At 74.9% G+C, this 22,342-nt stretch carries 21 protein-coding genes; 8 read left to right on the forward strand and 13 right to left on the reverse strand.

All coding sequences use genetic code 11. The features are described 5' to 3' along the window. Window positions 1-37: 37 nt before the first annotated feature. The gene (locus tag EV374_RS15555; protein ID WP_132235914.1) at window positions 38-2,650 is read right to left on the reverse strand and encodes a glycoside hydrolase family 9 protein; all 2,613 of its coding nucleotides are present in this window, start codon (window positions 2,648-2,650) and stop codon (window positions 38-40) included. Between the two features lie 227 nt (window positions 2,651-2,877). On the opposite strand from EV374_RS15555, the gene EV374_RS15560 reads away from it, so the two are divergent. Beyond that, a complete protein-coding gene (locus tag EV374_RS15560) occupies window positions 2,878-3,603 on the forward strand; it encodes a PP2C family protein-serine/threonine phosphatase (RefSeq protein WP_132235916.1) in 726 nt (241 codons plus the stop codon). Window positions 3,604-3,666: 63 nt separating this feature from the next. On the opposite strand, the gene hrpB is transcribed toward EV374_RS15560, so the two are convergent. From hrpB to EV374_RS15575, 3 genes are read right to left on the reverse strand one after another with little or no spacing between them, the layout of a single operon-like run. Beyond that, on the reverse strand, window positions 3,667-6,186 hold the full coding sequence (hrpB, locus tag EV374_RS15565; protein WP_132235918.1) for an ATP-dependent helicase HrpB: 2,520 nt from the start codon (window positions 6,184-6,186) through the stop codon (window positions 3,667-3,669). A 30-nt stretch (window positions 6,187-6,216) separates the two neighbouring features. Next, a complete protein-coding gene (locus EV374_RS15570) occupies window positions 6,217-6,417 on the reverse strand; it encodes a DUF397 domain-containing protein (protein WP_132235920.1) in 201 nt (66 codons plus the stop codon). A gap of 39 nt (window positions 6,418-6,456) precedes the next feature. Beyond that, window positions 6,457-7,299, reverse strand: a complete 843-nt coding sequence (locus EV374_RS15575) for a Scr1 family TA system antitoxin-like transcriptional regulator (protein ID WP_132235922.1) — start codon at window positions 7,297-7,299, stop codon at window positions 6,457-6,459. A 126-nt stretch (window positions 7,300-7,425) separates the two neighbouring features. Between EV374_RS15575 and EV374_RS15580 the strand changes: the two genes are divergently transcribed. From EV374_RS15580 to EV374_RS15590, 3 genes are read left to right on the forward strand one after another with little or no spacing between them, the layout of a single operon-like run. Further along, window positions 7,426-8,067 carry a GOLPH3/VPS74 family protein gene (locus EV374_RS15580; protein ID WP_132235924.1) on the forward strand — a complete coding sequence of 214 codons (642 nt, stop codon included), beginning with the start codon at window positions 7,426-7,428 and terminating at the stop codon, window positions 8,065-8,067. Between the two features lie 40 nt (window positions 8,068-8,107). Further along, window positions 8,108-9,634, forward strand: a complete 1,527-nt coding sequence (locus EV374_RS15585) for an APC family permease (protein WP_132235926.1) — start codon at window positions 8,108-8,110, stop codon at window positions 9,632-9,634. Next, window positions 9,631-10,248 (forward strand): GNAT family N-acetyltransferase, encoded by a 618-nt coding sequence (locus tag EV374_RS15590; RefSeq protein ID WP_132235928.1) that lies wholly within the window; start codon window positions 9,631-9,633, stop codon window positions 10,246-10,248. Before EV374_RS15585 ends, EV374_RS15590 begins: the two co-directional genes overlap by 4 nt. Before the next feature lie 176 nt (window positions 10,249-10,424). Here the strand turns inward: EV374_RS15590 and EV374_RS15595 are convergent, their stop codons facing one another. Then, window positions 10,425-11,255 (reverse strand): SigB/SigF/SigG family RNA polymerase sigma factor, encoded by an 831-nt coding sequence (locus EV374_RS15595; RefSeq protein ID WP_132235930.1) that lies wholly within the window; start codon window positions 11,253-11,255, stop codon window positions 10,425-10,427. A 375-nt stretch (window positions 11,256-11,630) separates the two neighbouring features. On the opposite strand from EV374_RS15595, the gene EV374_RS15600 reads away from it, so the two are divergent. After that, window positions 11,631-12,368: a hypothetical protein gene (locus EV374_RS15600; RefSeq protein WP_207914209.1), complete on the forward strand. Its 738-nt coding sequence runs from the start codon at window positions 11,631-11,633 to the stop codon at window positions 12,366-12,368. 26 nt (window positions 12,369-12,394) lie between these two features. Here the strand turns inward: EV374_RS15600 and EV374_RS15605 are convergent, their stop codons facing one another. After that, a complete protein-coding gene (locus EV374_RS15605; protein ID WP_132235932.1) occupies window positions 12,395-13,984 on the reverse strand; it encodes a phospholipase D-like domain-containing protein in 1,590 nt (529 codons plus the stop codon). A 142-nt stretch (window positions 13,985-14,126) separates the two neighbouring features. Here EV374_RS15605 and EV374_RS33450 point away from each other — a divergent pair, with 142 nt between their 5' ends. Then, on the forward strand, window positions 14,127-14,255 hold the full coding sequence (locus tag EV374_RS33450; RefSeq protein ID WP_255474758.1) for a hypothetical protein: 129 nt from the start codon (window positions 14,127-14,129) through the stop codon (window positions 14,253-14,255). Between the two features lie 121 nt (window positions 14,256-14,376). Here EV374_RS33450 and EV374_RS15610 read toward each other — a convergent pair whose 3' ends face one another. From EV374_RS15610 to EV374_RS15630, 5 genes are all read right to left on the reverse strand, one after another. Beyond that, entirely contained in the window at window positions 14,377-15,363 is a 987-nt protein-coding gene (locus EV374_RS15610; RefSeq protein WP_132235934.1) for a pirin family protein, read from the reverse strand. A gap of 10 nt (window positions 15,364-15,373) precedes the next feature. Continuing rightward, window positions 15,374-15,856, reverse strand: a complete 483-nt coding sequence (locus EV374_RS15615; protein WP_132235936.1) for a MarR family transcriptional regulator — start codon at window positions 15,854-15,856, stop codon at window positions 15,374-15,376. Between the two features lie 215 nt (window positions 15,857-16,071). Then, the gene (locus EV374_RS15620; RefSeq protein WP_132235938.1) at window positions 16,072-16,656 is read right to left on the reverse strand and encodes a general stress protein; all 585 of its coding nucleotides are present in this window, start codon (window positions 16,654-16,656) and stop codon (window positions 16,072-16,074) included. A gap of 53 nt (window positions 16,657-16,709) precedes the next feature. Continuing rightward, a complete protein-coding gene (locus tag EV374_RS15625) occupies window positions 16,710-17,531 on the reverse strand; it encodes a helix-turn-helix transcriptional regulator (RefSeq protein WP_486485780.1) in 822 nt (273 codons plus the stop codon). 77 nt (window positions 17,532-17,608) lie between these two features. Continuing rightward, on the reverse strand, window positions 17,609-19,003 hold the full coding sequence (locus EV374_RS15630; RefSeq protein WP_486485781.1) for a glycoside hydrolase family 6 protein: 1,395 nt from the start codon (window positions 19,001-19,003) through the stop codon (window positions 17,609-17,611). 157 nt (window positions 19,004-19,160) lie between these two features. On the opposite strand from EV374_RS15630, the gene EV374_RS15635 reads away from it, so the two are divergent. Continuing rightward, window positions 19,161-19,676 (forward strand): YfcE family phosphodiesterase, encoded by a 516-nt coding sequence (locus EV374_RS15635; protein ID WP_132235942.1) that lies wholly within the window; start codon window positions 19,161-19,163, stop codon window positions 19,674-19,676. Here EV374_RS15635 and EV374_RS15640 read toward each other — a convergent pair. Then, window positions 19,670-19,885, reverse strand: coding sequence for a DUF3072 domain-containing protein (locus EV374_RS15640; protein WP_132235944.1), 216 nt, complete (start codon window positions 19,883-19,885; stop codon window positions 19,670-19,672). The genes EV374_RS15635 and EV374_RS15640 overlap by 7 nt on opposite strands. A gap of 164 nt (window positions 19,886-20,049) precedes the next feature. Here EV374_RS15640 and EV374_RS15645 point away from each other — a divergent pair, with 164 nt between their 5' ends. After that, window positions 20,050-20,991, forward strand: a complete 942-nt coding sequence (locus EV374_RS15645) for an FAD-dependent oxidoreductase (protein WP_165947804.1) — start codon at window positions 20,050-20,052, stop codon at window positions 20,989-20,991. A 36-nt stretch (window positions 20,992-21,027) separates the two neighbouring features. On the opposite strand, the gene EV374_RS15650 is transcribed toward EV374_RS15645, so the two are convergent. Beyond that, entirely contained in the window at window positions 21,028-22,317 is a 1,290-nt protein-coding gene (locus EV374_RS15650) for a cation:proton antiporter domain-containing protein (protein WP_132235948.1), read from the reverse strand. Between the last annotated feature and the right edge of the window lie 25 nt (window positions 22,318-22,342).

Genomic DNA, 22,342 nt, shown 5'->3' on the forward strand with positions numbered 1-22,342 from the left:
GCGACGGGTCGCCGGGGCACGCCGGACCAGGGGTCGGTCAGGAGAGCGTGCAGGCCGCGCCGTTGACGGTGATCAGGCCGGGTGCCGGGTTGGCGCCGCCGCCGGTCACCGCGTTGAAGCCGAAGGTGACGGTGCCGCCCGGGGCGATCCTGGCGTTGTACGACTCGTTCTTCGCGGTGACCGTGGCCCCCGCCTGGGTCGCCTTGGCCAGCCACGCCTCGCGTACCTTCTGGTCGCCGGTGAAGGCGAAGCGGGCCGCCCAGCCGTCGATCGCGCTGGTGCCGGTGTTGCGGATGGTCACCTGGGCGGTGAACCCGGTGCCGCCCTCCCAGGTGCCGTAGTTGGTGTACGTGGCGGCGCAGGTGGGCGCCGGCACCGCCCTCGAGTCGCCCTGGTCGGCCAGGAACGAGGCGATCCAGGCCAGCGCCGAGTTCCAGTTGATGGCGACCTCGTTGGTCGCGTACGAGTTGATGTCGTCGACGTAGCAGAACATCGGCTTGCAGCCGGCGAGCAGCTTGGCGGCGAACGGGTCTTGGAGGGCGGCGTTCGGGCCGCCGGCCAGCGAGCCGGCGGGCGGCTTCGGCAGGTCGGGGTCGAGCTGATGGCCGAAGATCCGGCTGTGCTGGTTCTCGGCCGCGTGCTCGCCCCACCCGGTCACGTACGAGATGTTCAGCGCGTTGCGCCCGAGGACGTAGTCCATCGCCTGCACCGCGCCGTCGCGGTACTTCGCGTCGCGGGTCAGGTCGAAGGCGGTGGCCAGCACGACCGCGTTGTTGATGATGTTGCTGTTGCCGCCCCAGAAGTAGCTGTCCGGGTCGCCGGGCATCGGCAGCCCGTACGCCTGCCGGGCGGCCTCGGCGAGGTGGGCGTCGGCGGCGGCGGTGACTGAGGCGCGGACGCGGGCCAGGTCGGCGGCCGGCAGCCCGTTCGGCACGGTGGCCAGGTCGAGCCGGCCCAGGGCGGCGACGCCCTGCCAGCCGAAGCCGCGCGGGTCGAACACGTTGCCGGTGTGGTGCGGCGACGCGGTCAGGTCCGCCAGGTACGGCTGCTCGCCGGTGGTCAGGAAGAGCTCGACGGCGGCCCAGTAGAACTCGTCGGTGACGTTCGTGTCGTCGTACGCGCCGCCGCCGGTGCTGTCGGCGGGGCTGGCGTACCGCGTCGGGTTGGCCTTGGCGGCGGCGTAGGCCGTCTTCGCCGCCATGCCGCAGCGCTTGGCGAAGGCCGCGTCGTAGGGGGCGAAGAGCCGCGCGCACTGGGCGGCGACGGCGGCCAGGTTGAGGGTGGCGGCGGTCGACGGCGGGTGCAGCTCGCGCTGCTCGGGGTCGTCGTGCGGGGCGAGCGGCAGCCCGGTCCAGTTCCGGTCGTGGATCTTGTGGTGGGCCATCCCGGCGAGCGGCTTGCCGGCCGGCACCTGCATGCGCAGCAGGAACTCCAGCTCCCAGCGCGCCTCGTCGAGTACGTCCGGCACGCCGTTGCCGCGCTCGGGTACCCGCAGCGTGCTGTCGCCGAGGGCCGCACCGTGCCCGGCGGTGGCGGCCGTGCGGGTCCGCTCGAAGGTGTTCAGCAGCTGATAGGTGGCGATGCCGCCGTTGACCACGTACTTGCCGTGGTCGCCGGCGTCGTACCAGCCGCCGCGCACGTCCAGGGAGTAGTCGCAGACGCCCGGCTGGCAGGGCACGTTGGTGTCGCCCTTGTTGGGTGCCACGTCGAGGTGCCCGGCCGGGCGGGCGTACTCCGCGCCGATCAGGTCGCCGTCGATGGCGATGCCGCTGCGCTGGGCGTAGAAGAACTGGAGGGAGTCGGCGCGCAGCCGGTCGTAGAGGGTGCCGGAGATGTCGAAGGGGTGGCTGGTCTCGCCGTCGACGGTCAGGGTCAGCCCCGCCCCCGGGGTCCGGTACGACGAGAAGTCGAGCGTCTGCACGTTCTGCCCGGAGGCGGCGTCGACGCCGCGCGGGGTGGTGCTGCCGCTGGCCAGGACGGCGCCGGCGGCGGAGCGCAGCTGCCAGGGCAGGGCGTCGGTCGCCGACGTGACCACGGTGGCGTTCTTCGGCCCGCCGGGCAGGTAGCCGACCTGGTTGACCCGCACCCGTGGCCCGGTGTCGGGCACGTACGGCGCGGGCGGGTCGCCGCCGCGCAGCGAGACGTCGTCGAGGCAGACGGTCTGCTCGGCCGCGCTGCCGCCGACCTGGAAGATCAGTTGGGCGGCCGGGTTCGCCTCGGGCACCGTGAACGTCTTCTCGAACCGCTGGGCGGTGCCGCTGGCGGTGGCGTCGACGCTGGCGTACGTGGTGTAGGGGGCGGTGCCCAGTTGCAGGACGGCCTTGACGGCGGCGCCGGGGGTGGCGGAGACGTCGAAGCCGAGCGTGTACTCGGCCCCGGCGACCAGCGGCACGCCGTCCTGGCCGATGCCGGCGTCCCACGGGTTGGCCAGGCCACCGGGCACGGTGGCGCAGAGCCGGCCGTCGGTGACCGCGAGCGGGCCGGTGCCGTAGGAGAACCAGGGGGACACGCCGGCGCTGAAGTCGCCGTTGTCGATCTGCTCGGGGGCGTCGGGGGGCGGTTCGGCGTGGGCCGTGCCGGCGGCGGTGCCGGTCAGGGCGAGGGCGGTCGCGGTCGCGAGCAGCGCGAGGCGACGTCGGGATGGCGTCACGGGTGTTCCTTCCGGACGACTGCGGGGACGGGGGATGGCGGTGGGCGACCTGGGAGCGCTCCCAGGTCCTGTCGATGGTTCCAGTGCCTCCGGCACCTGTCAATCGACCCGGCTGGATGGCGTGAACCCGCCGACGGGCCCCCGGGACAGTGAGATTCGCCGCGCGACGCGCCGAGGTCCTGATCTCCTAGAGACAACTGAGCCCTCCGCCTGGCAGGCTGCCACCCATGACCCTGAAGCTGCGTTCCGTGGGAACGAGCGACCGTGGGCTGATCCGCAGCGGAAACCAGGACGCCCTGCACGCCGGCACCTGGCTCGTCGCCGTCGCCGACGGCATGGGCGGGATGGCGGCCGGCGACCTGGCCAGCGCGATCGCCATCGACGCGGTCGCTCCGCTGGACGTGGAGACCCCGGAGCACGCGCTGGTGGCCGCACTGCAGAGCGGCATCCAGCTCGCCACCGAGCGGATCCACCAGGCGGTCGCCGAGGATCCGGAGCGGCAGGGCATGGGCACCACGCTGACCGCCCTGCTCTTCGCCCGGACGGGCAGCTGCCTGGCCCTCGCCCACGTCGGCGACTCCCGCGCCTACCTGTTCCGCGAAGGCGTGCTCAAGCAGATCACCCGGGACGACACGTTCGTGCAGATGCTCGTCGACCAGGGGGTGATCACCGCCGACCAGGCCAGCAGCCACCCCCGCCGGGCCGTGGTCACCCAGGCGTTGCAGGGCGAGGAGGTCTCCCCGGCGTACGCGACGATGGTGCCGTGGGCCGGGGACCGCTGGCTGCTGTGCAGCGACGGGCTGTCCAACGTCGTCCGCCCGGACACCCTCGCCGAGGTGCTCGCCGAGCACCCCGACCGCGCGGACTGCGCCCGCCGGCTCATCGACCTGGCGCTGCGCGCCGGCGGTCCCGACAACGTCACGGTGGTCGTCGCCGACGTCGTGCAGGAGTGAGCGAGCGTCACGAGCGAACCAGCCGGTTCAGCGCTCTGGAGCCTCGTGACGACATGAGCCCGCTCAGCGCCGGCGCGGGGTGGTGTGCCGGGTGGGCGGGGCCGTGGTCGGGTCCTCCGGCCACGGGTGGCGCGGGTAGCGCCCGCGCAGCTCCCCGCGTACCTGCGGGTAGCCGGTGCGCCAGAAGGAGGCCAGGTCGGCGGTGACCGCCACCGGCCGCCCGGCCGGCGAGAGCAGGTGCAGCAGCACCGGCACCCGGCCGTCGGCGATGCGCGGCGCGTCCCGCCAGCCGAAGGTCTCCTGGAGCTTGACCGCGAGCACCGGCGCTGCCGGGTCGGCGTAGTCGAGCCGGATCCGCGATCCGCTCGGCACCGCGATCCGCTCGGGCGCGACCTCGTCCAGCCGCGCCGCCAGCGCCCACGGCAGCAGCCGGCGCAGCGCCCCGGCCACGTCGAGGCGGGCCAGGTCGGCGCGGCGGCGGGCGCGGGCCAGCTCCGGGCCCAGCCAGGCGGGCGCGTCGGCGAGCAGCGCCTCGTCGCCCACGTCGGGCCAGTCGCCGCCGAGCGCGTGCCGGCAGAACGCCAGCCGCTCGCGCAGCGCCCGCGCCGCCGGGGTCCAGGTCAGCAGGCCGAGGCCGGTACGACGCAGGCCGGTCAGCAGGGCTTGCGTCACCTCCGCCGGGTCGGGCCGGGCGAGGGGCCGCTCGACCAGCTCGATCGCGCCCAGCCGCAGCACCTCCCGGGCCACCACGTCCTCGCCGGCCCAGGCGACCTCCCGCTCGGTGCGCAGCAGCGGCCCGCCCGCCTCCCGGGCGGTCGCCTCGTCGAGCGGGGTGGCCAGCCGCACCCGGGCCGTCGGCGCGCCGGGGGAGCGGTCCGCCACCGCGACCGCCAGCCAGTCGGCGCCGGCCAGCCCCGAGCCGGGCGCCAGCTCCGCCGCGGTGCCGCCGCTCATCAGGTACGCCGAGCCGCCCGGCCGCCGCACCCGGGCCAGCCGCTCCGGGTGGGCCAGCCCGACCAGTAGCCCGGCGGCCAGGTCGTCGGTCAACCTGCCCCGGTCAGGCCGTCCCGACTGCGCGTCGGGCAGGGCGGCGCGCAGTCGGCGTACCTCCGAACGCCAGCGGGCGGTGGCGCCCGGGTCCGCGCCCGCGCGCAGCCGGCGCCACGCGGCGGTCAGGTCGTCGCCCGGCCCGGCGGCGGTGTCCTCGGCGAGCAGCGCCACGATTTCCGCCGCCCGGTCCGCCCCCACCCGGGCGGCCCCGTCGAGCAGCGCCCGGGCCAGCCGGGGGTGCGCCCCGACCGCGGCGATCGCCCGACCCCGGTCGGTGATCCGCCCGTCGGCGTCGAGCGCGCCGAGGGTGGCGAGGGTGTCGCGGGCCACCGTCATCGACGCCGCCGGGGGCGGGTCCGGCAGGGCCAGCCCGGCGCCGTCCGGCGAACCCCAGGCGGCCAGCTCCAAAGCGAAGCCGGTCAGGTCGGCGGTCGCGATCTCCGGCTCCGGCTGTGCGGCCAGCCGCTCGTGGGTCGCCGCCGACCAGCAGCGGTAGACGTGCCCGGGCGCCTCCCGGCCCGCGCGGCCGGCCCGCTGGGTGGCCGCCGCCCGGGACACGCCGACGGTGACCAGGGCGCCCAGGCCCCGGGCCAGGTCCATCCGGGCGACCCGGGACAGCCCGGCGTCCACCACCACCCGGACGCCCGGCACGGTCAGGCTGCTCTCCGCCACCGCTGTCGCCAGCACCACCCGCCGCCGGTCGGCCGGGCGCAGCGCCGCGTCCTGGTCGGCGCCGCGCTGCCGGCCGTGCAGCGGCAGGACGGCGACCGCGTCGCGCAGGTCGGCCAGCCGGCCCGCGACGGCACCGATCTCGCCGGCCCCGGGCAGGAAGACCAGCACGTCACCGTCGCACTCGCGCAGCGCCCGGCGCACCGTCGCCGCGACGTGGTCGAGCAGGCCCCGGTCGACCGGGCCGGCCCCCGGCGCGGCCACCGGCCGGGGCGGCGGCGCCCAGATCCGGGTCACCGGGTGCAGGGCCGAGGACGCCCGGACGATCGGCGCGGGAGCGCCACCGTCGCCGAGCAGCGCGGCGAAGCGGTCCGCCTCGGGGGTGGCCGACATCGCCAGCAGCCAGAGGTCGGGGCGCAGCGCGGCCCGGGCCTCCACCGCGAACGCGAGCGCCAGGTCGGCGTCGAGCTGCCGCTCGTGGCACTCGTCGAGCAGCACGGCGCCGGTGCCGGCCAGCTCGGGATCGCGGTGCAGCCGCCGCACCAGCAGCCCGGTGGTGACCACCTCGACGCGGGTCCGCGGTCCGCTGCGCCGCTCGCCGCGCACGGCGTACCCGATCCGCTCGCCGAGCGGCTCGCCGAGCAGCGCGGCCATCCGGCGCGCCGCCGCGCGGGCCGCCACCCGGCGCGGCTGGGCGACCAGCACGCGACCAGGGACCTCGTCGGCCACGGCCAGCGGGGCGAGGGTCGTCTTGCCGGTGCCGGGCGGGGCGACCAGCACCCCGGCGCCGGCGCCGCGCAGCGCCGCGACCAGTTCCGGCAGCACCGGGCGTACGGGCAGGTCGAGGGGCACGTCCGAGAGCACGGCCCAGTCTCGCACCGCCCGGGGAGCGGCTCAGCCGGGGCGTACCCCGTCGACGCCGGTGACGAAGGCGCGCCAGGCCGACGCCGGGAAGGCCAGCACGGGGCCGGGCCGGTCCTTGCTGTCCCGGACGGCGATCCGGTCACCGGCGGCGGCGACCTCCACGCAGTTGCCGTTGCCCACGCTGCGGCTGCTGGTGCGCCACTGGGCGCGGGTCAGGTCGAGCGCGCTCATCGCGGTACCCCCGTCTGTGCCGGCGCGCCGCGTCAACGGTCACGCAAAGTGACGAGAAGCTTCCGTCAGGCGGGTCAGGGACGCCTCCGGACCGAGTGCCATCCGGCACATCTCCTCGTGCACAAGGCTATACCCGCGCACCTGCCCGGCCTCCTCCAGAGCCAGCCCCATCGTGAGGTTTTCCAGGTAAACCACGGCCGCGTCGGCGGTGTCGGCAAACGTCAGCACGACGTACGGCGCGTTCATCGCCGGGTGCCCGCCGGCGGAGAACGGAAGTACCTGGAGGGTCACGTTCGGTAGTTGAGAGACCTTCGCGAGGTGGGCCATCTGGTCGGCCATCACGGCGTTGCCGCCGACCGGGCGGCAGAGCACCGCCTCGTTGAGGACCACGGACAACTCGACCGGATTGTCGCGGTGCAGCACGTTCTGCCGATGCAGCCGCGCGGCGACCTTGCGCTCGATCCCGTCCTCGCCCGCGGTACGCCGGAAGACCTCCCGCGCGTACGCCTCGGTCTGTAACAGCCCGGGCACCGCCTCGGCCTCGTACGTGCGCAGGCTCGCCGCCTCCGCCTCCAGCCCGACGTAGAACTCGAACCACTCGGGCAGCACGTCGCTGTACTTCTGCCACCAGCCGCGCTGCTGCGCCCCGCGGGCGATCTCGATGAGCGCCTCGGCGTCGGCTCCGGTCACCTCGTACAGCGCCAGCGCGGCCCGGACGTCGCGCGGCTTGATGCCGATCTGGGCGTTCTCGATGCGGGACAGGTTGCTTTTGGACATGTCGAGTTGCCGGGCGGCGACATCCAGGGTCATGCCCGCGCGCTCGCGCAACTGGCGGAGTTCCCGGGCGATGCGGCGGCGGCGGACGGTGGGGCTCGCGGTCACCCTCCGAGTCTGTCACGGCAAGATCCGCAGGTGGGGCCAGCACGGAGTGCAACTTCCATAAACGGGAGTTGCGTTGCAGTCACGGCCGGTGCATCCTTGCCCGGTTGCGAACACTGTGGACAACCCGTGCGGGAGGACCGGTTGCACATCGCCGACGAGTTCTTCCTGATCACCCACAACGACAGTCGGGGCAAGGCGAAGCTGCACCCGACGGCGACCGGCCTCGGCCTCGCCGGCGGGCTGCTCGGCGAACTGGTCCTACGTGGACACGCCACCGTCTCCGCCGGGGTCGTCACGGTGCTCGACCGTCGCCCGCCGGCCGACGCGCTGGCGCACACCGTGCTGGACCAGCTGGTCGGCGAGACGCAGCAGCACCCGGTGCGTACCTGGCTGAGCTTCCTGGCGCAGACCGCCACCACCTCGGTGGGTGAGCGGCTGGTCAGAGCGGGGGTGCTGCGCCGGCAGGAGACCCGGCGGTTGCTGCGCACCACCGTCAGCTACCTGCCGATCGACCTCAACGCGGTGGCCTGGCCGGCCACCCGGCTGCGCGCCCTGCTCGACCGGCCGGAACCGCCGAGCGTGCCCGACGGGACGCTGCTGGGTCTGGTCGTCGCCGCCGGGCTGAGCCGCGAGGTGCTGTGGAGCGCCGGCCCCCGGGCGCACCACCGGCTGGGCGTGCTCATCCCGGCGCTGCCCCCGCCGCTGCGGGAACTCGTGGCGCACACCGAGGCCGCCGTCGGCGCCGCCGTGCTGCGCGGCGTCGGCTGACGCCCTCCACCCTTCCCTCCCCTCGAACCGGAGTCCGCGCATGTCGACACCAACGCTCGACCGACCGAGCAACGTCTCCGAGGCCCTGGCCCGTGGCCGGCTCGGGGTGCCGTCGGTGATCTTCTTCGTCCTCTCCGCCGCCGCCCCGCTGACCGTCGTGGCCGGCGTCGTCACCACCGGCTACGGGGTCGTCGGGGTGCTCGGCATCCCGCTGGCCTTCCTGACGGTGGCCGCGGTGCTCGCCCTCTTCTCCATCGGGTACGTGGCGATGGCCCGGCGGATGGCCAATGCCGGCGCGTTCTACGCCTACGTCGCCCGTGGGCTGGGCCGCCCGGCCGGTGTCGGCGCCGCCTGGGTGGCGCTGATCGCGTACAACGCCCTCCAGGTGGGGCTCTACGGCACCATCGGCGCCGCCGCGGAACCGGTGCTGGGCCGCCTGTTCGGGGTGGCCCCGGCGTGGTGGGTGGTGGCGCTGGTCGCCTGGGCGACGGTCGGCGTGCTCGGTCTGCTCCGCATCGACCTGAACGGCCTGGTGCTCGCGGCGCTGCTGGTCGCCGAGATGGTGGTGATCGTGGTCTTCGACCTCGGGCAGCTGACCCACCCGGCCGGCGGGGACGTCAGCTTCGCCGCGCTGTCACCGGAGAACCTCGTCGTGCCCGGCGCCGGCGCGGTGCTGGTGCTGGCCATCCTGGGCTTCGTGGGCTTCGAGTCCGCCGTGGTGTTCAGCGAGGAGAGCAAGGACCCGCGGCGGACGGTGCGGTTGGCCACCTATCTCTCCATCGCCATCATCGCGGGGATCTACGCGCTGTCGTCGTGGAGCATGACCGTCGCCGTCGGGCCGGACCGGATCGCCGCCGAGGCGGGCGAGCAGAGCATCGGACTCATCTTCAACCTGGCCGAGGCACACCTCGGGGGCACCGCCGTCACCATCGGCCAGGCGCTCTTCCTGACCTCGGTGCTCGCCGCGATGATCTCCTTCCACAACACCACCGCCCGGTACACGTTCGCGCTCGGCCGGGAGCGGGTGCTGCCGGCCGTGTTCGGGCAGACCTCGCCGCGCACCGGCTCGCCCCGGGCGGCCTCCCTCGCGCAGAGCGCGCTCGGCCTCGTGGTGATCCTGCTCTACGCGCTCAACGGCTGGGATCCGGTGGTGCAGCTGTTCTACTGGGTCGGCACCGCCGGGGGCTTCGGGGTGCTGCTGCTGATCGCCACCACCTCGGTCGCGGTGATCGCCTTCTTCGCCCGCGACGGAGTCAACGAGACGCTGTGGCGGCGCGCGGTCGCCCCCGGCCTCGCCGCCGTGGCCCTGGCCGTGATCGTCCTGCTCGCGGTGGTCAACTTCGCCGACCTGCTCGGGGTGGCCCCCGACTCGCCCCTGCGCTGGGCGGTCCCGGCGGTCTACCCGGTCGCCGCGCTGCTCGGCCTGCTGTGGGCGCTGGTGCTGCGCGGCAACCGCCCCGACACGTACGCGCGGATCGGTCTGGGCGCGGAGAGCGTGGCGGTGACGGCGCCGCCGGCCGCCCACCTCGGCGGGCCCGTCCCGAGCGGGACGGCGGCGCGGCGGTGAGCGAGGTGCGCATCGAGCGGCTCGGGCCGCAGGAGACGTCGCTGGTGGCCGGCCGGATCGCCGAGGCGTTCATGGCCCTCGACGCGCCCCGGTGGCTGGTGCCCGACGCCGCGCGGCGGCAGTCCGTGCTGGCCGGCAACTTCGCGATCCTGGTGGACCACGCGATGCGGTACGGCCTCGTCCACGCGACCGCGGACCGGGCGGGGGTCGCGGTCTGGTTCCCCTCGGTGGGCGACCCGGCCCCGCCGCCGGCGGACTACGACGCCCGGCTGGCCGCGGCCTGCGGGGAGTGGACCGACCGGTTCGCCCACCTGGACAAGCTCTTCGAGGCCCACCATCCGCACCCCGACCACCACCACCTGGCGTTCCTCGCCGTCGCACCGGACCGGCAGGGGCAGGGGCTGGGCAGCGCGCTGCTGCGGCACCACCACGCCGTCCTCGACGCCGAGGGGGTGCCCGGTTACCTGGAGGCGGCCAGCGAGACCGGCCGCGACCTGTACGCGCGGCACGGCTACCAGGTAGCCGAGCCCTTCCACCTGCCCGACGGCACGCCGTTCTGGCCGATGTGGCGGGAGCCCGTCCGCGCGGCGACGGCGGCCGGGCCGCCCGCCTGAACGACGGCGCCCGGTTCCATTCGTCCGAGCGACGGCTCCTGTTGCGCCCGTCCGAGCGGCGACGCCCGGGTCACCCCTTGCGGGAGGGTGACCCGGGCGTCGTGCTGCGGCGGTGCGGCGCCCGCCCCGGACACGGCGATGGCCGGGCCCGCCGGCCCGGCCATCGCCCTCCACCCCTAGTACGTGCCGTCGAGCTGCCCCCGCAGCTTGGTCAGCGCGCGGGCCAGCAGCCGGGACACGTGCATCTGCGAGACGCCGATCTGCTCGGCGATCTGCGACTGCGTCAGGTTGCCGTAGAACCGCAGCGTGAGGATCTTCTGCTCCCGCTCGTCGAGCGTGGCCAGCGCCGGGCCGAGGGCGACCCGCAGCTCGGCCAGCTCGAACTCGCCGTCCACGCCGCCGAGCATGTCGCCCAGCTCGGTCGCGCGGTCGCCGTCGCCGGTCGGGGTGGAGAGCGAGACCGCGTTGTAGGCGCGGGCGCCCTCCAGGCCCTCCAGGACCTCTTCCTCGGTGAGCTTGAGGTGGGCGGCGATGTCGGCCACCGTGGGCGAACGGCCCAGGGTCTGCAACAGCGAGCTGTTGGCGTCGGAGATGGCCAGCCGCAGCTCCTGGAGCCGGCGGGGGACCCGGATGTCCCAGGTGCGGTCGCGGAAGTGCCGCTTGAGCTCACCGATGATGGTGGGGATCGCGTAGCCGGCGAAATCGACACCGCGGGACGGGTCGAACTTGTCGATCGCCTTGATCAGGCCGACGGCGGCGGTCTGGGCCAGGTCGTCGGTGGGCTCGCCCCGGCCGCTGTAGCGGTGGGCGAGGTGGTTGGCGAGCGGCAGCCAGGCCTCGATCGCCTTGTCGCGCAGGGCGGCGCGGGACGGGTGGTCGGCCGGCAACGCGGCCATCGCGTTGAGCAGGTCTGCGGCGCTGTCGGTGAGCGCACGCGGGTCGAGCTTCTGGGTGGTGGTGCTCGGCGCTGTCGTGGTCGCCGGCTCGCTGATCGTTGGCGCGGTCATGGGTGGTCCTCCCTGCACCTCGTCCGCGGATGAAAGACGTGACGATTAGGTTTAAGTTCAGATGTCCGTTCGGGAGTCACCTTAGCCCGATCGGTATGACGAAATCTAGCCGAAAGTACGATGTACTTAAGTAATTTTCCACCATGAACGGCGTGAATCGGGCGAACCGGTCTCGGATTGTGGGCCGGCTTACGTCGGTCGTGCGGTCAGCCGGCTCCACCGGACATCGACGATGCTGCATCCGGGTGGCCCTGGCCGGCCGGCCGAGCGGTCACGGTTCCCCCGATGTCCGGCGTCGAATGTCGGCTTTCCGTCGTTGTCCCGTCAACGGGACGGGCCGTAGCGTGCGGGTACCCGCCCCGCTCCGGAGGTGCCGTGCTCGACCCCGCCGCTCCCCATCTCGTCGTCAACAGCCGCACGCTCCACTTCGGCTGGCTGCCGGCGGACCCGGACGCGGTCGCGGCGCTGGTCCCGGCCGGGCTGCGCCCGTCCCCGGACCGGCTGGTCTTCATCAACCAGTACGTGGTCGACGACGAGAGCCAGACCTCCGGTTTCGGCGCGTACTCGCTGACCTACCTCGGGGTGGCGCTGGCCGGGGTGGACGCGCCGGGCGGGATGAACCCCGGCGGCTGGTGGACGCAGTACGTGACCTGTAGCGCACGGGTCCGCGCCTACGCTGCCGCGCGGGGGGCGCCCACCGCCGTGGGCCGGACCCGCATCGAGCGCCACGACGGGGACATCGTCGCCGAGACGGAGATCGACGGCGTACCGGTGATCCGGGCCCGCTGCCAGGTGGGCGAGACGGGCCGGGCGATCAGCAGCGGCCACCACCGCTACTTCACGGCGCGCGACGGGCAGCTGCTCAGCGCCGTCTACCCGTACGTCGCCGAACCGGTCGACCCGTTCGTGATCGAGTCGGTGGAGTTCCTGGAGCCGGCCCACCCGATCTACGCGCTCCGCCCGGAGAACCCGCTGACGATCGGGTTCGGCTTCTACTCCCCGCGCGCCTCGTTCGCCTACCCCGGCGGGCTGACGGTGCACACCGCCGACGCCGGTCCCGTCGAGGCCGGGCCCGCCCGCAGCCGGGCCGACGCCCTCTTCGTACCCGCCTGACGGCTCACCCGGTCAGGCCCGAGCGCTCACCACGTGCCCGCCCGACGGGCCCGCAGCGGCCGGCCGTCCGGGTCGTAGACCAGCCGGTACGCCGGCAGCGCCCAGGCCCGGGTGTACCAGGGCAGCCGTTCCGCCCGGTGCGGCAGCAGCCGGCCCGGCGGCCGGGGGCCGGCCTGCCCGGCGTCGTACCACCGTTGCAGCGCGTCGGCGGCGGCGCTGATCGCCGCCACGGCGTCGGCCGGGTCGATCAGGTCGGCGTCCTCGCCGCCGTCGGGGTCGCGGTCCAGGTGCTCGCGCCACAGCCGCAGCCGCAGGTCCCGGGCGAAGACCCGGGCACCGTCGCCGAGGCCGGCCGGGTCGGTCGGCGCCCGGTCGTCCCGGGTGCCGTCCAGCACCGCGCAGGACAGCTCGCTGTCGTGCGTCCAGGACCGGCGGTTGAAGTTGTCGCTGCCCACGCTGGCCCACACGTCGTCGACCACGCAGACCTTGGCGTGCACGTAGACCGGGGTGCCGGCGTGGTTCTCCACGTCGAGCACGTGCACCCGGTCGGGGGCCGCCCGCTCGCAGAGCGACAGCGCCTGCTCGCGGCCCACGGTGTTGGGCGGCAGCGCCAGCCGGCCGTCCACGTCCGGGAACCGGGGGACCACGGCGACCAGGTGCAGGTCGGGATTCTCCCGCAGCGCCCGGGCGAACAGGTCGGCCACCTCGCTGGACCACAGGTACTGGTCCTCCAGGTAGATCAGCCGCCGGGCCCGCCGGACCGCCTTGGTGTAGCCGCGGGCCACCGTGCGCTCGCCGTCGGGGGCGAAGGAGTAGCGGGGCCGGACCGCCGGGTAGGTGCGCAGCACCTGGACATCGTGCGGGCCGCAGGGCGGCGGGTCGGCCGGCTGCGGCGGCAGCGGGTCGGGCCGCAGGTCCGCGCCGCGCAGCCGGTCGCGCAGGTAGGCGAGGGGATTCTCCGAGTCCAGCGGCATCGGGTCGGACCAGCGCTCCCGGAAGGTGGTGTCCAGCGCGCCCACCACCGGCCCCCGCACCGCGAGCTGCACGTCGTGCCAGGGCGGGTGGTCGCCGTAGCGGGCGGACATCTGCACCGCCTGCGGGTCGCCCCGGTGCGCGGCGTCGTCGCGGCGACTGTGGCACAGGTCGATCCCGCCGGCGAAGGCGACGTCCCGTTCCGGCGCGCGCAGGTGCCGCAGCACCACCAGCTTCTGGTGGTGCGAGCCGCCCCGGCGGACCCGCTGGTCGAGCAGCACCTCGCCGCCGGCGGCGGAGACCGCCTCACTCAGGTTGCGGTTCTCCGCCTCGCTGTAGGCCAGGAGGTCCAGGTGGGAGCGCCAGACCAGGCCCTTGACCACCACGCCCCGCTGCGCGGCGCGCGCGAAGAGCTGCGCCACGGTCGGCCCGTCCGGGCGCAACCGCTGGTCCGGGTCACCCCGCCAGTCGGTGAAGAAGAGGTGGTCGCCGGCCTCCAGCGCCTCGACCTCGTCGACCAGCCGGTCGAAGTACGCGGCACCGTGAATTAACGGCTCGGCGAGGTTTCCGCCGCTCCAGACGGGTAACTCTGACACCGGGTTGGCGCGTTCGGCTGCGCTCAGGAACCAGTTGCGCGGTGCCACCGTTCCAGCCCCCCGAGGTCGACAACGTCCTCACGGTAGGACCCGTGTCGCGGGTCCGCATCCCGGCCGGCACTCCGGTGACCGGCCGGACGGCCCCCGACAGCCCGCCCGATCACGACGCGAACACCGAGGAGGCAACACCATGCCCGGCGAGACGACGAACCCCGTGACCGAGTACCGCGAGCAGGCGGTGGAGAGCGAGCGGGGCGCGCTGGTGACGGTGTTGCTCATGGTGATCCTGGGAGTCGCGGGCATCTTCGCCGTCTCCTGACGCCACGTCCCGACGCGCCGGTGGGGCGCCATGCCCGCACGCGCCGGTGGGGCGCCATGTCCCGATGCGCCGGTGGGCGCCATCCGGCCGTGCCGGGGGCGCCCACCGCCCGCGCCTCGGATCAGGGCCTCGGGGCCTGGCCGTCGGTGTGCGGCAGCCGCTCGGCGGGGACGACACCGAGCCGGCCGGCCTTGAAGTCCTCGAACGCCTGGAGCAGCTCGTCGCGGGTGTTCATGACGAACGGGCCGTAGTGCGCCACCGGCTCGCGGATCGGCTCGCCGCCCATGATGTAGAGGTCCAGCGTCGGGGTGTGGCCGTCCTGGCTGGCGTCCGCGGCGAAGGTCAGCGCGTCGCCGGGGCCGTGCACGGCGAGCTGCCCCGTGTGCACCGGCCGTCCGTCGGTGCCCACCGTGCCCCGCCCGCCCAGCACGTAGACCAGGGCGTTGAAGTCCGGCCGCCACGGCAGGTCGACGCGGGCGCCCGGCTGCACGGTCACGTGCGTGATGGTGATCGGGGTGTGGGTGGAGCCCGGCCCCCGGTGCCCGGCGATCTCGCCGGCGATCACCCGGATCAGCGCGCCACCGTCGGGCGTGGTCAGCAGGGCCGCCTCGCGGCCCCGGATGTCCTGGTAGCGGGGCGGGTTCATCTTCGCGGCCCGGGGCAGGTTGACCCAGAGCTGGGTGCCGTGGAACAGCCCGCCACTCATGACGAGGTGCTCCGGCGGCGCCTCGATGTGCAGCAGGCCGCTCGCGGCCGTCATCCACTGGGTGTCGCCGTTGGTGATCGTGCCGCCGCCGCCCTGCGAGTCCTGGTGGTCCATGATCCCGTCGATCATGTAGGTCACCGTCTCGAAGCCGCGGTGCGGGTGCCAGGCCGTGCCCTTCGGCTCGCCCGGGGCGTAGTCCACCTCGCCCATCTGGTCCAGGTGGATGAACGGGTCCAGCTCGCCGACCGGCACGCCGGCGAACGCCCGGCGGACCGGGAAGCCCTCGCCCTCGTAGCCGCTGGGCGCGGTGGTCAGCCGGCGGACCGGGCGGAACGCGGTGGACTCGTCGAGCTTGGGCAGGCGGGGCAGGACGAGCACGTTGTCGACGGTGATGGCGGGCATCGGGGGCTCCTCAGCTGTGCGGGTGGGCGGTCGACGCGTCGCGGTCCGCGCGCAGGCGCCGGCCGAGTCGCTCGAAGATCCGGGTGAGGCAGGCGACCTCGGCGTCGTCGAGGTCGTCCATCAGGTGGGCGCGCACCGACCGCAGGTGGTGCGGGGCGGCCTCGCGCAGGGCCAGCAGCCCTGCGGCGGTGAGCACGGCCTCGCTGCCGCGGCGGTCGTCGGGACAGGACTCCCGGGCGACCAGGCCGCGCCGCTGCATGGTGGTGATCTGGTACGTCAGCCGGCTGGGCGAGAAGACCAGTCGGCCCGCCAGCTCCCCCATCCGCAGCCGCTGGCCCGGCGCCTCGGAGAGCAGGACGAGCACGTGGTAGTCGGCGAAGCTGAGCGCGCTGTCGGCGCGCAGGTCGTCCTCCAGCCGCGTGTAGAGCCGCTGGCTGGCCTCGATGTAGGCGCGCCAGGCGGCGAGTCGGGCACTGTCCAGGCTCTCGGTCACGCCATGACAGTAGCACTATTTCAAAATTTAACTAGTGCTCCGTGAGCGCGATCACCCGCGATGCGGTGGTGTCGTTCAGCTTTGAATGGTGCTCCCGTGTCGGGAGCGGGGTCGCCGCCGGCCGGACCGGACGGCGCCGGCGTCCGCCGGGGCGGACGCCGGCTGCCGGACGAGGGGCCGGGGCGGTCGTGGTCGGTGGACGACCCGGCGAGGCCTCAGCGGGCGGGCGGTGCGGCCGTCATGTGCATCCGGCCGAGCAGCTGACGCGCCTGCTCGGCGAACTGCGCGTCGACGATCACCGCGTACTGGCCGGCGCGCAGCGAGCTGGCCGAGGTGAAGTCGCGCCGCCCGCCGGTCATCGCGTGCGCGACCGCGCCGAACACCGCCCCCCAGATCGCGCCGACGACGAGCCCGACCAGGATCGCCGCGACCCAGTTGCCAGCGGTGAAGATGCCGAACAGCAGCCCGATGAAGAGTCCGAACCAGGCGCCCGTGCCGGCACCCGCCAGGGCGGCCCGCCCCGTCGTCATCCGGCCGAGCACGGTCTCGACCAGGGTGAGGTTCGTGCCGACGATGGCGCTGTGTTCGACCGGGAACCGGTTGTCCGCCAGGTAGTCGACGACCCGCTGGGCGGACGGATAGTCCGGGTACGACCCGATCGTCACGGTGGGCGGACCGGTCTGTGGGCCGTGCCCGTCGTGGCCGGGGCCGCTCGGGTGGCCGGCCGGACCGGACGGGAGGGTGTCGCCGCCCGGCATCCCGGGCCGCCATGCCGAGGTGGGACTCGACGGTGTGGTCATGAGTTCCTCCTTCGTCGACCGCCCGCGTTCCCGCCGCCGTCGCGAGGTAACGCTCAGCGGGCGGCGGCACGCAGGTACGCGGCGGTGGCCTCGTCGGCGGGGAAGAAGGACTCGATGGAGAGCTCCTCGACCGTCACGTCCAGCGGGGTGCCGAAGGTCGAGACGGTGCTGAGGAAGGCCAGCTCGCCGCCCGGGTGACGCAGTCGCAGGGGCACGACCACGTCCCCGGCGCGGGGCAGGCCCGCGTCCGGGCCGGCCGGCCCGCCCGGGTAGCCGCGCAGCTCGTCGTGCAGCGCGCCCAGTTCGGGATCGTCGGTCAGCGCCAGGTGCCGGCGCAGCCGCCCGAGCAGGTGGGCCCGCCACTCGCCGAGGTTGGCGATCCGGGGCGCCATGCCCTCCGGGTGCAGCGTCAGCCGCAGCGCGTTGGCCGGCGGCCGGAGCAGGTGCGCGGCGGCACCCTCCGTGAGCAGCGGCAGGGTGGCGTTGCCGGCCACCAGGTTCCAGCACCGGTCCACCGCGACGGCCGGGTACGGCTCGTGCGCCCGCAGGACCCGGCGTACCGCGTCGAGGACCCGTCGCAGCTCGGGGGAGTCCAGCGGGGCGTGGGAGTAGACGGGGGCGTACCCGGCGGCCAGCAGCAGCCGGTTGCGGTCGCGCAGCGGCACGTCGAGGTGCTCGGCCAACCGCAGGACCATCTCCCGGCTGGGCGCGGAGCGCCCGGTCTCCACGAAGCTGAGGTGCCGGGTGGAGATCTCCGCCCCGACCGCGAGGGCGAGCTGGCTGAGCCCGCGGCGCCGGCGCCACTGCCGCAGCAGCGCCCCGACCGGCGCCCGCCGCTCCTGCACCGCCACGGCCACGCCCACGCCCACGCCCACGCGCCGATTCTAGGCCGCGCCGCACGGCACGGCCCCGTGCCTCGCCCGCCCCGTGCGGGACGGGCGAGGCACGGCGGTCAGGAGCAGGCGGTGCCGTTGAGGGTGAACCCGGTCGGGGTGGGCAGGGCGCCGCCCGGCCAGGTGCCCTGGAACCCGAGCGAGACCGTGCCGCCCGTGGGCAGGCCGCCGTTCCAGGCGGCGTTGCGCACGGTGATCCGGTCGCCCGACTGGGTCCAGTCGCCGTTCCAGCCGTTGGTCAGCCGGACCCCGGCGCCGGGGGCGAACGTCAGCGTCCAGCCGGTGAGCGCGGCGCCGTGGTTGGTCACCCGCAGCTCGGCGGTGAAGCCGCCGGACCACGAGTTCGGGGTGTACGACACCGCGCAGCCGCCGGTCGGCGGGGGAGTGCTCGGCGGGGGCGTCGTGGGCGGGGCGGTGGTCGGGGGCGCCGTCGTCGGCGGAGCGGTGGTCGGCGGGGCGGTGGTCGGCGGGGCGGTGGTGGGGGCCGGGCCGGCGGCCAGGGCCAGGTCGTACGCCCGCTGCGGCACGAACTGGCCGGCCGGCGCGATGCAGCCGTCGGCCTCGCCGGGCAGCTTCACCCACAGGTACGCGTCGATGGCGGAGTCGCCGGTGGCGGTGGTGCTCGGGGTGCCGATGGCCCGCCCGGCCGGGTCGCACCACTCGGAGCCGGCCGGCCCGTTGCCGTTGCGGCTGGTGTCGACGACCGCCTTGAGCCGGGACACCCCGGTCGCCGCGATCACGGCCTTGGCGTAGGCGACCTCGTCGGCGGTGCGCCGGTAGTTGGAGACGTTCAGCGAGATGCCGTCCGCGCTGTTGGCGACGTCCGCGCCGAGCAGCCGGGAGGCGGCCTCGCCGGGGGCGAGCCACGCGGAGTGCCCGATGTCGAAGTAGACCCTCGCGGCGGCCGAGCCCGCCTTGAGCTTCTTGCCGGCGTACGCCATGGAGGCCCTCGTCTCGGCCTGCTGGGCCGCGTTCTGGCAGCTGGTCATCAGCGGCAGCACGTCGGGTTCCAGGACGATGGTCGCCGGCCGCCCGGCCAGGCCGGCCGCGACCTGGTCGACCCACTGCCGGTACGTGGCGTGGTCGGGCGCGCCGCCGCCGCTCGCGCCGCTGCAGTCCCGGTTCGGGATGTTGTAGACGACCAGGATCGGCACCTTGCCGGCGGCCGCCGCCGCGCCGACCAGGGCGTCGACCTCGGACCGTACGGTCGAGGTGTTGGTCCGGGTGAACCACCGGCCCTGGGGGACGTTCGCGATCCGGCCGGAGATCACGGCGGCCCGGGGGTCGCCGGGGTTGGCGGCGACCCAGGCCGCCGCGGCCGTCGCGGGGTCGACGTAGAACGCCGAGTCGGCGGCCACCGCGGCGGGTGCGCGGACGATGCCGACGGTGACGGTGGCGGCGACGGTGAGCGCCGCCGCGGCGCTCAGCGCGGCGAGTGCGGATCTGCTTCTCACGGGATCTCCATTCCATCGAGGAGCACCGCTGGAAGCGCTCCCATGCATCGCCGTCAAACTACGTGCTGATTGCCGCGATGTGAAGAGGCCGCGACTTTCCGGGGCGGCGTGTCGGCGTGCCGGATGCCGGCGCGCGGCCCGTGGGGAGAATGGCGGGATGCGCCTGGTGATCACCGCCGACACCCACGTCCCGAAGCGGGCCCGGGACCTGCCGGAGCCCCTCTGGGCGGCGGTCGACGCCGCCGACGTGGTGCTGCACGCGGGCGACTGGGTCGACGAGGCGCTGCTGGACGCCCTCGCCGCCCGGGCCCGCCGCCTCGTCGGGGTGTACGGCAACAACGACGGGCCGGCGCTGCGCGCCCGGCTGCCGGAGGTCGCCCGGGTGGAACTCGACGGGCTGCGGGTCGCCGTCGTGCACGAGACCGGCCCGAAGACCGGGCGGGAGAGCCGCTGCGCGGCCCGCTTCCCCGACACCGACGTGCTGGTCTTCGGCCACTCCCACATCCCCTGGGACACGCTCGCCCCGGGTGGCCTGCGGCTGCTCAACCCCGGCTCGCCCACCGACCGGCGGGCCCAGCCGTACGCCACGTACCTGACGGCGCGGGTGGCGGCGGGACGGCTCGACGAGGTCGAACTGCACCGCCTGCCACCGCGCCGCGCGCCCGGTCACTGACCGCGGCCGGTCTCCTCCTGGAGCTGGTCGATCCGCTTCGAGGCCTCTGCCTTCGTCAGGCCCTCCGGCGGCTCCTCGCCGGCCTCCCGGGCCAGGGTCGCCAGGTAGGACTCCTGGGCGGCGGTCGGCGGCTCCTCGCCGGTGACCCACTCGTCCGGGTCCTTGATGGCGCCCTGCGGGTTGGCCTGGCTGCTGCTGCGGTCCGTCATGCTCTCCACCTTCCTTCGAACAGACGTGCCAATACCCCGCGCGGCACCGATCCATGCCGCACTCCGGCGCGTCGTACGCCCGGACGCGCCGGGCGTGTCTCCGGCCGTCCGGGCGACGCGGGCGCGCATACGCTCACCGGATGACGACGGCGCAGCGGGCGGGTGTGGTGGTGGTCGGCGCGGGCATCGCCGGAGTGGCGTGCGCGACGGAACTGGTCCGCGCCGGCCTCCCGGTGGAGATCCGCGAGCGCGCCCGGGTGGCCGGCGGCCGGATGGCCAGCCGCCGCTTCGACGGCCGGCCGGCCGACACCGGCGCCGCCTACTTCACGGTCAGCGATCCGGACTTCGCCGAGGTGGCCGAGGGATGGCGCTCGGCCGGCCTGGCCCGCGAGTGGACCGACACCTTCGTCGCGTACGGCGCCGACGGCCGGCGTGCGGTGCCCGGCCCGATGCGCTGGGCGGCGACCCGGGGGCTGCGGACGCTGGTGGAGCACCTGGCCCGGGAACTGCCGGTGACCGTGGACCGGCTCGTGCTCGGCGTCGCGCCCGGCCCGGTGGTGGACGGGCGGCCCTGCGAGGCGGTGGCGCTCGCCATGCCGGGGCCGCAGGCGGCCCTGCTGCTCGACCCGGCCCTGGCCGCCGCCACCCGGGCCACGCAGGTCCAACGCTGGTCGCCGTCCCTGGCCGGAGTGCTGCGTTTCCCGGCCCGCCGGTGGGCCGCCTTCCGGGGCGCCTTCGTCAACGACCACCCGCTGCTGAACCTCGTCTGCGACGACGGCGACCGCCGCGGCGACGACGCGCCGGTGCTGGTCGCCCACACCACGCCCGAGTTCGCCGCCGGCCACCTCGCCCAGCCCTCCGGTGCCGGCCCGGCGATCGAGGAGGCCGTCCGGGACCTGCTGGGGCTGCCCGAGGCGGCGGAGCACGTGCACGTGCACCGCTGGACGTACGCGAAGCCCACCGCCGGCCCCGACGGGACGTACCACCTCGACGCCGACGGCGTCGGGCTGGCCGGCGACGCCTTCGGCGCACCCCGGGTGCAGAGCGCCTGGCTCTCCGGTCGCGACCTCGGTCGCGCCCTCGTCACCCGCCTGGGCGCAGGGTGAGGAAGCGGCCCCTGCGCACACCGGCGGGCCGGACGGTCAACCCCCGGTGGTGACGGGCTCGCCGGCCTGGCGGCGTTCGGACGGGTCGGACGTGCGTTCCCCCGCCCGGTCGAGCAACTGCATCACCGGGGTCGCCGCGATGCCGTGCACCACCACCGAGACGATCACCACGAGGCCGACGGTCGCCCAGATCAGGTCCGCCTGGGGGAAATCGGTCTTCGCGGTCGCGTACGCGACGTAGAAGAACGAGCCGACGCCCCGGATACCGAACAGAGCGATCACCCAGTGCTCGGCCGGCCGGCCGGGCGCCCCCCGCAGCGACAACCAGCCGATCAGCGGGCGGACCACGAAGACCAGCGCCAGCCCGACCGCGGCGGCCGGCCAGGTCAGCGGGCCCAGCAGGCCACCCACCACGGCGCCGCCGAAGAGCAGCAGCAACAGCACGGTGAGCAGCCGCTCCACCTGCTCGGCGAAGTCGTGCAGCACGGAGTGGAACTCGTGGGTGCGCTCCGCGGCCCGGATCGCCCGCGCGGCCACGAAGACCGCCAGGAAGCCGTAGCCGCTGACGACCTCCACCAGCCCGTACGCCAGGAAGGTCGCCGCCAGCGCGAGGAAGCCCTCCGAGTGCCGGGCCAGCCGCAGCTTGCTCGGGGCCCGGAAGAAGAGCTTGCCGAGCAGCCACCCGACCAGCCATCCGCCCGCCACCCCGGCCGCCACCTTCCAGAGCACGTCCACGCCGAGCCAGTGGCCCAGCCAGTCACCGGGCGCGAGGCTGGTGGTGGCGATGGCGATGGCCGCGTACACGAAGGGGAAGGCCAGCCCGTCGTTCAGCCCGGCCTCGGAGGTCAGGGCGAAGCGGACCTCGTCCTCGGAGTCCTCGACGTCGGTGGGCTCGCCGACCTGCACGTCGGCGGCGAGCACCGGGTCGGTCGGGGCGAGGGCCGCCCCCAGCAGCAGCGCGGCGGCCGGCACCAGCCCGGCCCACCACCAGCCGAGCACCGCCACCGCCACGATGCACAGCGGCATGGCGATGGCCAGCAGCCGCCAGGTCGACGACCAGCGGGCCCAGCTCAACGGCCGGTCGATCTTCAGCCCGGCGCCCATCAGCGCGACGATGACGCCGATCTCGGTGAGGTGGGTGGCGATCTGCGGGTGCGCGAGCGGGTCGGGGTCCGGCAGCCCGACGGGGAGGACGAAGACCAGCATGCCCAGCCCGAGGAAGGCGATCGGCATGGACAGTGGCCGACGTTCGAGCACGCGGGGCAGGATCCCCGCCAGCAGCGCGCCCAGACCGACCACCGCGAACGCCACGTCTACCGGCTCCACGACCCCACCTCTCCGCCTCGCCCAC

The organism is Micromonospora sp. CNZ303 (assembly GCF_004345505.1).

Excerpts from the sequence above, each read along its gene's own strand:
- EV374_RS15560 (WP_132235916.1), top strand. The coding sequence starts at position 2,878 with ATGACCCTGAAGCTGCGTTCCGTGGGAACGAGCGACCGTGGGCTGATC.
- EV374_RS15570 (WP_132235920.1), bottom strand. The coding sequence starts at position 6,417 with ATGAGCGCGCTCGACCTGACCCGCGCCCAGTGGCGCACCAGCAGCCGC.
- EV374_RS15585 (WP_132235926.1), top strand. The coding sequence starts at position 8,108 with ATGTCGACACCAACGCTCGACCGACCGAGCAACGTCTCCGAGGCCCTG.
- EV374_RS15595 (WP_132235930.1), bottom strand. The coding sequence starts at position 11,255 with ATGACCGCGCCAACGATCAGCGAGCCGGCGACCACGACAGCGCCGAGC.
- EV374_RS33450 (WP_255474758.1), top strand. The coding sequence starts at position 14,127 with ATGCCCGGCGAGACGACGAACCCCGTGACCGAGTACCGCGAGCAGGCG.
- EV374_RS15610 (WP_132235934.1), bottom strand. The coding sequence starts at position 15,363 with ATGCCCGCCATCACCGTCGACAACGTGCTCGTCCTGCCCCGCCTGCCC.
- EV374_RS15620 (WP_132235938.1), bottom strand. The coding sequence starts at position 16,656 with ATGACCACACCGTCGAGTCCCACCTCGGCATGGCGGCCCGGGATGCCG.
- EV374_RS15635 (WP_132235942.1), top strand. The coding sequence starts at position 19,161 with ATGCGCCTGGTGATCACCGCCGACACCCACGTCCCGAAGCGGGCCCGG.
- EV374_RS15640 (WP_132235944.1), bottom strand. The coding sequence starts at position 19,885 with ATGACGGACCGCAGCAGCAGCCAGGCCAACCCGCAGGGCGCCATCAAG.